The sequence below is a fragment of the Bifidobacterium scaligerum genome (assembly GCF_002802865.1).
GTDB classification, from domain to species: domain Bacteria; phylum Actinomycetota; class Actinomycetes; order Actinomycetales; family Bifidobacteriaceae; genus Bifidobacterium; species Bifidobacterium scaligerum.
The window spans coordinates 381,919-394,617 of sequence record NZ_PGLQ01000001.1 but is presented as its reverse complement, the minus strand read 5'-3'; the positions used below and the strand labels follow the sequence as shown (position 1 = coordinate 394,617).

13 protein-coding genes are annotated in these 12,699 nt (G+C 56.6%); 6 read left to right on the top strand and 7 right to left on the bottom strand.

From position 1 onward, the window contains the following. Positions 1–15: 15 nt before the first annotated feature. A complete protein-coding gene (gene rpsT / locus CUU80_RS01615; protein ID WP_100495633.1) occupies positions 16–276 on the top strand; it encodes a 30S ribosomal protein S20 in 261 nt (86 codons plus the stop codon). Between the two features lie 191 nt (positions 277–467). Here the strand turns inward: rpsT and CUU80_RS01610 are convergent, their stop codons facing one another. The 6 genes from CUU80_RS01610 to CUU80_RS01585 all read right to left on the bottom strand — a co-directional run bounded on the left by CUU80_RS01610 (position 468) and on the right by CUU80_RS01585 (position 7,861). Further along, positions 468–1,223, bottom strand: coding sequence for a trimeric intracellular cation channel family protein (locus CUU80_RS01610; RefSeq protein ID WP_100495632.1), 756 nt, complete (start codon positions 1,221–1,223; stop codon positions 468–470). 210 nt (positions 1,224–1,433) lie between these two features. Continuing rightward, a complete protein-coding gene (rpsD, locus tag CUU80_RS01605) occupies positions 1,434–2,060 on the bottom strand; it encodes a 30S ribosomal protein S4 (RefSeq protein WP_100495631.1) in 627 nt (208 codons plus the stop codon). Between the two features lie 193 nt (positions 2,061–2,253). Beyond that, the gene (locus CUU80_RS01600; protein WP_100495938.1) at positions 2,254–3,162 is read right to left on the bottom strand and encodes an ABC transporter ATP-binding protein; all 909 of its coding nucleotides are present in this window, start codon (positions 3,160–3,162) and stop codon (positions 2,254–2,256) included. A gap of 118 nt (positions 3,163–3,280) precedes the next feature. Further along, complete coding sequence (locus CUU80_RS01595) at positions 3,281–4,534, bottom strand: ABC transporter permease (protein ID WP_100495629.1); 1,254 nt, start codon at positions 4,532–4,534, stop codon at positions 3,281–3,283. 1 nt (position 4,535) lies between these two features. After that, entirely contained in the window at positions 4,536–4,937 is a 402-nt protein-coding gene (locus CUU80_RS01590) for a DUF4418 family protein (RefSeq protein ID WP_100495627.1), read from the bottom strand. A gap of 254 nt (positions 4,938–5,191) precedes the next feature. Further along, positions 5,192–7,861, bottom strand: a complete 2,670-nt coding sequence (locus CUU80_RS01585; RefSeq protein WP_100495625.1) for an ATP-dependent helicase — start codon at positions 7,859–7,861, stop codon at positions 5,192–5,194. A gap of 216 nt (positions 7,862–8,077) precedes the next feature. Here CUU80_RS01585 and CUU80_RS01580 point away from each other — a divergent pair, with 216 nt between their 5' ends. The 5 genes from CUU80_RS01580 to CUU80_RS01560 all read left to right on the top strand — a co-directional run bounded on the left by CUU80_RS01580 (position 8,078) and on the right by CUU80_RS01560 (position 12,158). Beyond that, entirely contained in the window at positions 8,078–8,659 is a 582-nt protein-coding gene (locus CUU80_RS01580) for a xanthine phosphoribosyltransferase (RefSeq protein WP_100495623.1), read from the top strand. A gap of 24 nt (positions 8,660–8,683) precedes the next feature. Next, positions 8,684–10,045 (top strand): nucleobase:cation symporter-2 family protein, encoded by a 1,362-nt coding sequence (locus tag CUU80_RS01575; RefSeq protein WP_100495622.1) that lies wholly within the window; start codon positions 8,684–8,686, stop codon positions 10,043–10,045. Between the two features lie 349 nt (positions 10,046–10,394). Continuing rightward, positions 10,395–10,907, top strand: a complete 513-nt coding sequence (locus tag CUU80_RS01570; protein ID WP_100495621.1) for a DUF2975 domain-containing protein — start codon at positions 10,395–10,397, stop codon at positions 10,905–10,907. Position 10,908: 1 nt separating this feature from the next. Continuing rightward, positions 10,909–11,118: a helix-turn-helix domain-containing protein gene (locus CUU80_RS01565; protein ID WP_100495620.1), complete on the top strand. Its 210-nt coding sequence runs from the start codon at positions 10,909–10,911 to the stop codon at positions 11,116–11,118. A 110-nt stretch (positions 11,119–11,228) separates the two neighbouring features. Continuing rightward, positions 11,229–12,158, top strand: coding sequence for a cobalt transporter (locus tag CUU80_RS01560; protein WP_100495618.1), 930 nt, complete (start codon positions 11,229–11,231; stop codon positions 12,156–12,158). Positions 12,159–12,248: 90 nt separating this feature from the next. Here the strand turns inward: CUU80_RS01560 and CUU80_RS01555 are convergent, their stop codons facing one another. Next, positions 12,249–12,560: a hypothetical protein gene (locus CUU80_RS01555; protein ID WP_100495617.1), complete on the bottom strand. Its 312-nt coding sequence runs from the start codon at positions 12,558–12,560 to the stop codon at positions 12,249–12,251. Positions 12,561–12,699: the final 139 nt, after the last annotated feature.

The window sequence follows — 12,699 nt, the reverse complement described above, 5'->3', positions numbered from 1 at the left end:
TCGTTTGGAGTAAACGTGGCAAACATTAAGTCGCAGAAGAAGCGCGTGCTCACCAATGAGAAGGCGCACCTTCGCAACGTGGCTGTGAAGTCCGGCCTGAAGACCGCCATCCGCGCCACCCGCGAAGCCATCGCCGCCGGTGACAAGGCTGCCGCCGAGGCCGCCTACAAGGTCGCTGCCCAGAAGCTCGACAAGGCTGCTGGCGCTGGCGTGATCCACAAGAACCAGGCTGCCAACCGCAAGTCCGGTCTGGCCACCGCGATCAACGCTCTGTGAGCATAAGCCTTTACTAAAGGTTCGTTTAACAAAACCCTGCAATCCATTTGGGCTGCAGGGTTTTGTTTACCCGAAAAACATCAAAGAGCAGCGAGAGGAAACATCAGAACAACGATTCGTTCGATGCTCGCTACCACTTTCACGTAGCCACGGCCGCGACATTCACTGCGGCAAGACACCGAATATGCGACTTATTTATCATCACCATCAGGTCGATCTTCAGAGTTTGCAACTGAATGCGGCGTAATATCCGGACGCTCAAGATAATGCTTCTCCCCTGGCAGATATACGTGAGTGCGCGGCATGGCACCAGGCATCGTTACGTTAAAGGCCACCGACAATATTCGAATCGCCACTACGATAATAACGATCAATGCGTCAAGCACCATTTCGGAGCGCATATCGAACCAGCCATAGTGCACGCCTCGCCAGACCAGTACGGTTAAGATACAACCGACGAACGATGGAATAGCGTAAAGATGCTTGTCCCGGATGATCATCGGCACGTCACCGATGAAAATATCTCGAATCAGGCCACCGGCCAATGCAGTGAACATGCCGAGGAAAACCGCGGTCATGCCAGATGATCCAAATGCCAAAGCTTTCGCGGTACCGTTAACCGCGAACAGGCCAAGACCCAGCGCGTCGACGACTGTCATCGTCCATTTAAGTTTTTTGATTTCCGGATGAGCAATGACCACGATTATGCCGGAAAACAAGGTGGTGAGCACATAGCCTTTATCGGTGATTCCCACAGGCGGCAAATCCCCCAACATCACATCGCGAAACAGACCGCCACCAAGCGCGGTCAGCCAGCCGCACAGCATAATCGAGAAAATGTCATACCCTTTTTGGATTGCGGCCAAGCCACCAGAAAGTCCCCAACATAGGATGGCGAGATATTCAATGCCGATGAAAAACGCATTGCTTTCCAACGCCATTTCCATTGGTTGCGCTCCCCTCTTATTGCCCTCATGTTGCATTCCGCCAGCCCCGTGGAGCCGTATCGAGAGTAACAGAGACGCTGCCCTACCTCTCTTCTCCCAGACAAACTGAGAAGAATCCCTTGTCTTACCCGCAAAACGCGCGAACCCCGCGCGATAAGGCGCGGGGTTCGAACGGTATGTCCTGGATTGTTTTGACCAGAGGGGCCCGACTCAGCGGGCGTAGAATTCGACCACGTACTGAATGTTGACCTGCACCGGGATCTCTTCGACCTCCGGCTTGCGGGTCACAGTGGCCTTCAGGGACGGCAGGTTCACATCGAGGTAGCCGGGGACCTGAGGCAGCACATCGCGGTGCACGCCTTCAGCGGCGATCTGGAACGGAACCATGGTCTGGCTCTTAGCCTTGACCTGAATGGTCTGGCCGGGCTTGACACGGTAGGACGGACGGTCCACGATGTTGCCGTCAACGAGGATGTGACGGTGCACCACGAACTGACGAGCCTGAGCGGTGGTGCGGGCGAAGCCGGCGCGCAGCACCAGGTTGTCAAGACGGGACTCCAGATCGATCAGCATGGCGTTACCGGTCTGGCCGGCGGTACGGGTGGCCTTCTCGTAGGCAGCACGCAGCTGCTTCTCGGAGACGCCGTACTGAGCGCGCAGACGCTGCTTCTCGCGCAGACGCACTGCGTAATCGGATTCGGCGCGACGACGGTCACGACCATGCTCGCCCGGAGCATACGGACGCTTTTCAAAAATGCGCTGAGCCTTGGGGGTCAGTGCGATGCCGAGGGCGCGGGAAAGACGCACCTGACGGCGAGAACGCTGAACGTTCGTCATTGGATTATTCCTTCTGTCGTTATCTGAACGGAACGTCTGCACCGTTACGAGCAGACGCTGAGTCGGGCCTCCCCAACGCTTCGTCGTGATGTTCACGAACGGGTTGGCTCTCTTGCGATCACCTACCGCCGACCCGTTGATGGGCTATGACTCCAGACGGCATTTGCCGGTCGGCAAACACCAGCGTCCAATACTACACCGAGGCCATGGACAGCGCTCCAGCGTCCATGCGATACACCTTATCCGCCCACGTCAGGACGTCCGGATCATGCGTAACCACCAGCACTGCCGTACCATTATTCGCTTGTTCTCGCAGCAATCGCATAACGATATCCGTGCTGGCCTGATCCAGATCACCGGTCGGCTCGTCTGCAATCACCAGCTTGGGGTTATTCATCAGCGACCTAGCGATGGATACGCGCTTCATTTCGCCGCCGGACAGCTCTCGCGGGTGGCTTTCTGCCAGCTCTCCCACTCCGAGACGTTCCAACAGCGTGCGCGCGCGGTCTTCTATTGGATTGTTCTGCTTTTTCTGCACGGTATCCGCCGTTTGCTTCTCGACACGAATTGGCGCAATGACATCAGGCATGTATGGGTCATCGATGGTCCCGGATGCTGTCGTGCCGCCGGCAGCTACCTGCCTAGTCGACGAATCATACGGGGCGACAGCGGAAGGCTGTTGCCCTATCTTATGACTCCGACCTTGTTCCTCCGTCGATACGCCGAAAAGCATGGCCGGAAGCGTGACGTTGTCCATCACAGTAAGGTTGGCGAGCAAGGTTTGACTTTGTGTAACGAAACCGATGGTGCTGTTGCGCAGCAACGAAAGTTCACGATCCCGCAATGCGGATATGTCACGTCCGTCAATACGTACGCTGCCCGATGAAGGGCGTACAAGACCGGCGATCATATTGATGAGCGTGCTCTTGCCGTTGCCGGATCGGCCCACTATGGCCACGAATTCCCCCGGCTTGATGGTGAGGTTCACATGGCTGACCGCATCGAATGGCACCCCGCGACGGCTGAAGCTGCGTGTGAGATCGATAATCTCGACTAGTGCAGTACCGCGATCATCTTCGGCAGCGAAATTCGACGAATCCATCTGAGCAGTACTCCGCGCAGCATCTCGCCCAGCGCTCTGCGTATTCCTCGTGCTCTGCGTATTCTTGGTACTCTGCGCGCCGCGCAATGGGGCAACATCAGCTTGGAATTCGCTCATATCATTCCCCTTCCCGCAATGTCAGGTAGGCTTCCGGACGACCGATGCGAACAAGTACGGCGAGAGAGCCTGCCACGCCAATCGCCACCGAGCACACCAAGGTCACCGCCATTATGGCAAGCACTGTTGGTACCGATGCTTGTAGATACGGCAACTGCAGTTGTTTGCCGATCAGAGCGCTGAACGGGAAAATGGCCAATGACGCCAGCCCCACGCCAAAAGCACCTCCGATCAAGCCGATTAACGCGGATTCACGCAGGAGTATTCCGGCCAGCATTCCTCGTGTGGCACCGAGAATGCGCAGTGAAGCGAATTCACGCTTGCGTTCGTTGACCGAAGCCGCGAACACGGCCAGAAGCACGATGACACCCATCACCCAGATGGCCGCCACGAATACAGTCAGATAAGCCACCAACGCGTTCAGCGCGGTTTTAGTAGTGGCAGTAACGCCGCCTGGATAGACGTAACCGAGATCAGAGAAACGCGAGTCCAAACGTTTGATGTTCTCCGCCACGGTTTCGGCACCGTATCCTTCACTCACTTTGATCAGTACAGTAGATACTGCCTTGTCCGCATATTCCGCTGGCATGACACGCTTGGCAACCTTGGCAGAGGCTTCCACCATCTGAGGCACAGTGTCAAGATTGATGAACACGGAGTTATCCAAACTGGTGCCCGTGGAGGCCAGCTGTGCCACGACCGGCCACTTATGGCCGTAGAGCTCCACAGTGCCGTCCGCGGAAACATTGACGTTCGCTCCGGCGATCATCTGACCGTCTTCCAGCGTGCCATCGAATTGGGAGGCCACCCATGGCTCGATCACGAAGTCAGTGGATGGATCATAGCCTATAATCTGCAGTTTCTCGGCGCAGCATTCTGCCGCCAATGAAGCGATATACGTCTGTTCACTGGCCTGATCGATACCATCGGCCTTCTTGACTTCGTCGGCGATGTCTTTAGTGAAATAGAACGTGCTGGGGTTACCGTCCGTCAGGAGCGCTTCGGCCTTTTGCGCCGTATTTTGCGGCACCACCATAAGATCCGCACCAAGACGGCGCTCCATGCTGGCCATGCCGGTGTTGAGGTTCATGGTGAGCATGGTGCCGCCGAAGAAGGCAAGAGCAAGAATGGTCACCACAGCCAGCAGCGCACCGGTGCGCATGGGCCTGCCGACGAGGTTGCGAGCGGCCAGCGTACGCAAGATGCGCCGTTGTGAATGCTGGACACTGTCGTACACGGTGGCGTGATCAGTCATCTCAGGCACGCCTTGCGCAACGAGCGTCCATCCAGATAGCCGCGGCGGCAAAGACGATAACCAACACGCCGAGCACGATAAGCGTGGGAAGCATTACCATACGGCAGTGCATCATGGCACCCTTGCAGATACCGATCAGCACAGTGGGGATGGCGAACAGCAGCAGCGTATTGGCAACGGCAGCGATGTTCAGCCCAATACGCACCTGAGGATTTACAAACAATGCGACGATGCCGAGAGCGAGAATCACTACGCCTATGCCTGTGGCGGCCTGCTGCGAATAATGGCAGGCGGGCATCATGCCGTCATGAGCACCGCAGGCGTGAGCGAATGTCTGAGGCGCAATGGCAATCAGCGCGCCGAACACGATATTGGGCAGCGCGGCGAACAGTCTGTTCTTCATGGATTCTTCTCTCCTCTGCATGAGATACAAGGCAACCTATGTATTATGTCCACGGAGAAATCAGAAAAACAAGTCTTGAATTTACCGCACACCTATGTTATGTGCTCGATCAGAGGGAGCGGCTTGCCGCGACAGGCTCCTATTGAAAGCTCGCTAGAGCTTTTCAATGGCTGAGCCGTTAAGCGGACAGTCCAGCGGACTGTCCGTAGGCGAAGGGAGCGGCTTCGCTGCGACAGGCTCCTATTGAAAGCTCACTAGAGCTTTTCAATAGGAGCCACACGCAGCATCAAGCGCTTGACTCCCGCAGAACCAAAATCGACCGTAATCACAGAGTTGCGTCCCTTATCCTGCGCATCGGTAATCTTGCCAAGGCCATACTGGTCATGACTGATCATATCGCCAATGGCGAAATCCGCAATGTTCAGGCCATTGTCTTTGGCCAGTTGGGAGCTAGGAACGCTTTTTCCACCGGTCGCAGACGATTTGGGAGCGGTGCGTCGAGTCGTGACCTTGCCACCGCGAGTACGGCCATACGAATCGGACGAGCCCGTGCGCGAACCGTAGGCGGAGCTACCTGATCGGGACCGGGAGCCGTATGTCGAGCCGGATCCACCATAGGACGAGGAGCCGGAGCGCGAACCGTAGGATCCGTACGATCCATAAGATGAGCCCGAGCCATAAGACGAAGAACCGTATCGAGATCTGGAACCATACGAGGAGCCAGAACCCCTTCCACCGAACGTAGATGACCCGCCGAACGTGGCACCGCTGAAATCATCGTCATCCCATCCACCCAGATCATCGGCGAATCCGTCGGTCCATTCGCCACGCATGCGCTCCACACCGGCTTCACGACGTTTCCAATCGATGAGTTCGGCCGGAATCTCATCCAAGAACTGGCTAGGCATCATGTCTGCCGCCTGTCCCCACTGGGAGCGTACGGCCGCGCGCGTTACATACAGACGACGTTTGGCACGTGTGATGCCCACGTACGCAAGACGACGCTCCTCCTGTAGCTCAGTGGTGTCTTCCATGGAGCGGGAGTGCGGGAACGTACCCTGTTCCATGCCTGTTAGGAACACCACCGGATATTCAAGTCCCTTGGCGGTATGCAAAGTCATCAACGTCACTTTGCCTGAATCTTCGCTCTCGCCGGGAAGCTGATCAGAATCGGCCACCAACGCTGTAGTTTCCAAAAATGCAGACAATGTTGCATCGGGAGTGTTCTGCTCGAATTCAGCAGCAGTGGACTGCAGCTGGGAGAGATTCTCCAGACGGGAAGCATCCTGAGGATCCACGGATTTCTCCAGTTCGCCCCTCAGCCCTGACTTTTCCAGCACTTCGGCCACGACTTCGCTGGGTTTGGAGTCGTGGGCGCGGGTGAACTGGGAAAGCGATCCCATAAGTTCGCGGAACGCCTTGAGCTGCGTGGCCGTGCGAGTAGGAACGTCCGGTATCTCGTCCACATGCATAAGCGCATAGAAGAAACTCGTTCCCCGTTCGCGCGCATACGCCAGCAACACGCCTTCGGCCCGTTCTCCCAAGCCACGCTTAGGCACGTTGAGAATGCGACGCAGATTCACATCGTCGTCCGGATTGACGAGCGCCTGCAGGTATGCCAACGCATCCTTGATTTCACGACGTTCGTAGAATTTGGTGCCGCCGACCAGCTGGTAGGGCAAATTCGCGTTGATCAGCGCCTCTTCCAGCGAACGGGACTGTGCGTTGGCTCGGTACATGATGGACATGTCCGAATAGGCGATGCCCTCTTCGGCGTGCAGCCGCGCGATCTCGCCAGCAACCCATTGCGCCTCCTGCTGGGCGTTATCCGCAGCATAGCCGACGATCGGTTCGCCTTTGCCGAGGGCTGTCCATAGTTTCTTCGGCTTGCGCCCTTCATTATGGCTGATCACGGCATTGGCCGCATCGAGGATGGTCTGCGTGGAGCGATAATTCTGTTCCAGCATGATGGTTTTCGCCGCCGGAAAATCCTGCTCGAAATCCTGAATGTTACGAATGTCAGCGCCTCGGAACGCGTAAATGGACTGGTCTGAATCACCCACCACGGTGATCCATGCAGGACCGGTCTTGCCAGCGTTCGGCGCGCCCGGAACAGCCTGCAGGCCGGCATCGACTCCCGCCAATTCACGTACAAGTACGTATTGGGCATGATTGGTGTCCTGATACTCGTCCACCAGAATGTAGCGGAAACGATGGTGGTAGTACTCGGCCACGGCCGGATCCGTTCGCAGCAGTTCAACGGTACGGCCGATGAGATCATCAAAATCCACGGCGTTGGCAAGCGCCAGACGATGCTCGTATTCGGCGTAGATCACTGCGTAGATAGCTTCAAGATCCCCTACCGTGCCGAACTGGTAGCCGCGTTGGCCGGGCGTGAAGTCCGGGGCATGCACGGACAAGTATTCCTTCCAACCGGTCAGGTTGTTCTTGAGATCGGAGATGTGGCCCAGAATCGAGCGTGGAGTGTAGCGCTTGATATCCAGATTGAATTCTGTGGCGATGATTTTGACCAGTCGTTCGGAGTCGGCAGAGTCATAAATGGAGAAACCGGACTTCAGCCCGATGGCTTTGCCATCACGTCTCAAAATCCTCACGCACGCGGAGTGAAAGGTAGACACCCACATGCGTTGGGCCACCGGTCCGATAAGCGAGCCGAGTCGTTCGCGCATCTCAGCAGCGGCTTTGTTGGTGAAGGTGATGGCGAGCACCTGACTGGGCCATGCGCCGAACTGGCTCAGGATCCATGCGATGCGACGAGTGAGCACTCGGGTCTTGCCGGAGCCTGCACCTGCACCGATCAATAGCGCTTGACCTCGGTACTGCACGGCCTCGGACTGCTGCGGATTGAGGTCGCCTACAAGTTCCTGAGCGCTGCGTGCGATGACTTCTGGCTCCTCGAACACTATCTACTCCTCCGACGTTGTAAATACCCGATAGGAAAGCTGGCCATGTGGACCACAGCCTCACAGGGCAACCGTCCACTCTGCTCCCATATATAACGCGACATTCATATCTACCATACGCGCCGCCCATATGCGGCGGTCAGCGTAAGCTGGTTTGCCATATCCAATAGTTACTGAACCGTAACTATGTCAGCTTGATGTCAAGGAGGTAATCCATTGCAGGAACTTGAGGAGCGAATCCAAGCCGAAGGCACTGTCAAGGTCGGCGATGTGCTCAAAGTCGACGCATTTCTGAACCATCAGTGCGACGTACGTCTGTTCGATCATATGGGTGCGGCGTGGGCTGAGCATTTCGCCGGTAAGACCATCACCAAGATCCTGACCATCGAGGCTTCCGGCATCGGCATCGCTTGCTGCGCAGCTCATCATTTCGGCGACGTACCGGTGGTATTCGCCAAGAAGGCCCAGTCCATCAATCTGGACGGTGACCAGTACACCACTACCGTCTACTCCTTCACCAAGCAGAAGGAATTCCCGGTGATTGTCTCCAAGAAGTACCTGAACCCGGGAGACCATGTACTGCTCATCGACGATTTTCTGGCTAACGGCAAGGCATTGCGGGGACTTATCGAACTGTGCGAAAAAGCCGGAGCCACGGTCGAGGGCATCGGTATCGCGGTGGAAAAGGGATTCCAAGGTGGCGGCGACAAGCTGCGCGAGGAGGGCTACGACGTGGATTCACTGGCAATTGTGGAATCCATGGACCCCGAGACCGGCACGATCGAGTTTCGCCACTGAGCGATCAAAGAAGAGAGAAGAAGCATGAGCGAAGCAAAGCAATCCAGCAAATCATCCGCTGTCTCCTTTGAAGCGTTGAGCTCACTGGATGCGCCTGTCTCCTTCTGGAAGGGCATCCCGTTCGGCCTTCAGCACGTGATGGCTATGTTCGTGGCGAATTTGGCCCCGATCTTCATCGTGGCGTCCGCTGCAAAAATGACACCAGCACAGTCCGCCGCGGTGATTCAGGCCGGTCTGCTCGTGGCGGGCCTGGGCACCTGTCTGCAGCTCTACGGCGCATGGCGAATCGGCTCCAGGCTGCCGATGGTCACCGGCATCTCCTTCACCTATGTGGCCGCAGCTGTGGCCATCTGCGCGGATAAGGGTTACGGTGCCGTTGTGGGTGCCGTACTGGTTGGCGGCATTCTGGAGCTGGTACTAGGTCTGACGGCCAAGTATTGGCGTCGATTCGTGCCGCCTATTGTTTCGGCCATCGTGGTGACCTCCATCGGCTTCTCGCTGCTCAATGTGGGTGCCACAAGCTTCGGCGGCGGTTCCGGCGCCAAGGACTTCGGCTCGTGGCAGAACCTGACGCTTGGGCTCATCTCACTGGTGGCTTGCCTCGCTTTCCAGCTGCTGATGAAGGGCACGGCCAAACAGCTCTCCGTACTGTTCGGTCTCGTGGTGGGCTATGTGGTGGCTATCTGCATGGGCAAGGTCGATTTCTCCGGTTTCCAAAACCTCGCTATTGTTTCCGTGCCGCAGTTCATGCCATTCAAGCCTGAATTCGACTGGGGTTCGATTATCTCCATCGGACTGCTGTATGTGGTTTCCTCGGTCGAGGTGCTGGGCGACACCGCAGCTCTGACCAAGGTGGGTCTCAACCGCACACCCACCGAGCGTGAGACTGCAGGCGCCATCGCCGGCGACGGTCTGATCTCCTCGGTTTCCGGTCTGTTCGGCTGTCTGCCACTGACCTCCTTCGCTCAGAACATCGGATTGGTGGCCATGACCAAGGTCGTCAACCGCAAGGTCATTCTCTCCGGCGGCTTGATCCTCATTCTGGCGAGCTTCGTGCCGGCCATCGCCGAGGTGTTCAACTCGTTGCCGCAGGCGGTTCTCGGTGGTTGCACCATCATGATGTTCGGCAACATCATCCTCTCCGGCTTCCAGATGATCGCCGAGGCCGGATTCTCGCAGCGCAACATCACCATCGCGGCACTTTCGCTGACTATTGGCATCGGCTTCACGCAGGTGAGTGACATCTTCGTGCACTTCCCGGCCCTGTTCCAGCAGATCTTCGCCTCCAACTGCATCGCCGTGGCGTTCGTGGTAGCGGTGATCCTCAACGCCGTGCTGCCCAGTGAGGAGCACTTCTTGAGCGCGCCAGCAGCGAAAGAAGAGTAATGGCTTGAGCCGCGTACAGAAAGCATGAGCGAGTCTCCGCTTTCCTCATTTTCCCTGTTGTTGCTTGCGCACAACAGGGATTTTTCGTATGTTCTGCGCAGTTGTGTACAGGTCCGACAGATACACCTGTAACATCGCGGCACAAGAATGGCGGAATCTCGCCATTCTCCAATTTCCGCAATCAACATTTGACGCGCAGGCTCGTGCACAACTGCACGAAAACCGACTTTTCGCACGGTTGTGCGCCAGACGATTACGAGTTCCACATTATGACGCATCGCAGAACCAAGTCAACATATCGTTTTTCGATATATTCCGGTATGATGTGGCGTAATACGAGGAGGCCGCTATGAAACAGTACATGAACCGATGGGTTTTGCTTGGGTTGAAGATCATCGTTGTGACCATCTGGCTGGGGTGCATATGGGGACAGATTATTGCCGCGCCCGTATTCAGTGAGGCGATAGCCAGCCTCTATTCCTCGCAACCTCCCCTGCGTTGGCTGTACCTTATACTTGGCGAACTGTTTCTGGTCTGCGTTGAAATTGCATTCATCGGTGTGTGGCGCTTGTTCTCGCTCTCCGGCTCAGGCACGGTGTTCACCGCCAAAGCGCTCCCCTGTGTGAATCTGATCATTGGTTGCGCGTCCGCCGGCACGGTGTTCACCGCCACCGTATTAGGATTATTCGCGTTCTCCTCATGGAATGACGCCACCATGCGAGCCATGGACTATTTCGGCATTCTCGCCGCGCTTGGCGCCACCTTTGTAGCCGAGATCGGCTTCATTCTGCTGATGATAGTCATGAAAGGGCTACTGCGCGCGGCCACCGATCAGTCCAGCGAACTGGAGCAGGTGATCTGATATGACTATCCGCATCAACTTGGATGTGATGATGGCCAAACGTAAAATCGGCGTGGGTGAATTAGCCGAACGAATCGGCATCACACCCGCCAACGTGTCGATTCTCAAAAACGGGCGAGCCAAAGCAGTACGTTTCACCACCCTCGACGCCATCTGTCAAGCCCTCGACTGTCAGCCAGGCGATATCCTCGAATACGCCCCGGATGAGTGATCGCCGCGTCATGACCGTACGCGAAATCATACTTCAGTCGCATTGTCCTCACGTGCTCAAACATGGAGTATGGAAATACCGACAGGACGGCGCAACGAACGGAGGGATTTATGGGACGACAGCACAACCGATATGGCGTACATCGTCCCGTCGCGCTCACAGCGTGGATCATGCTACCGGTAGCCATATTCGCCGTCATTGTCCTATTGGGCGTCATGCTACTTCCGCGGTTGCTCGCACCAAAGCAATATGTGCGTTCGGCCGATGACGCCTATTGCGCCGCCATATCCTCTGATGGCACACGGCACACGCTCAGCCCCGAACAGGCCGGCAACGCCGCGCTGATTGCGAACATCGCCGTCAATCGTGAGCTGCCGGATCATGCGGTCACAGTAGCTATCGCCACGGCTATGCAAGAGTCGCGACTCACGAATCTCGACCACGGCGATTTGGATTCACTGGGGCTCTTTCAGCAACGTCCCAGTCAAGGATGGGGCACGGCTGAACAGGTGTCCGATCCGGCATACGCCACGAATATCTTCTACGACCACCTGATGCAGGTACCCGATTGGCAAACTATTCCGGTAGAGGACGCGGCACAGGAAGTGCAGCGTTCGGGATACCCGGATCTGTATGCCAATTGGGATTCGATGGCACACGCTTGGGCGTCGGCCTTGACCGGCGAGGTGAACGCGGGCATCACATGCGCACTTGAGCCTATAAACGGCTCCGACGCAAACGGACTCATCACTGCGGCCACGGCAGCGCTGCCCAATGTCAGCATTACCAGAGACACCATCAATGACGATAAACATTCGAACGCAACAACTGACTCCACACTGACTGTCGCGTTGCCGGCCGGATTATCCGATGCCGACCAGCAGCATGTATGCTGGCAAACAGCCGGCTGGCTTGTCGTCCACGCCCGGGAGTACGGCATCGACTCCGTAACAGCCAACGGTATGAGCTGGAACCGCACAGACGGCATCTGGACCGGCAAAGAGAGCATACAAGACACCATCATCGTGACACTGGGCTGAAACCACACTCCCCACAAGCAGATCGCCCCAGGAATCATAGGACCGTCAACGCAACAGAGCGTTATCACGCTGGATTTGTATTATGCCGCGCTAACGCAGACGCGTCTCCTTCAGCGCGGATTTGACGGCAGCCTTGGTGAGCGCAAACTGAGCATAATATGCCACAGCGGTGAGTGCGATCACAGATACCAAGGTGACGGCGCCAGCGACCACATCTCTCTGAGAAAGATTCTTTACCGGGCACTTACCATTTTTGCCACACATACCCGGGTGATGCTTAAGCGGGCAGTGCGCAGACTTGGGACAAGCTGCGGCCGAATCCTCGGTCTCACTGGCCGATGCTACGATGTCGGGCTCGTCTAGCGACGCACCGGGATCTTTGATTTCGTTGATTTCGGTCATGATATTTCCCCTATCGATCTGACGGAAATGCTTTCCGCGCGCGAGGCGGCATCAGTGCCGACACACTCACCATTGTACTGTTCAGGCACCGGAATAAACGGCATATTCACCACCGTGAATTCTCGATGAATTGCGTCAT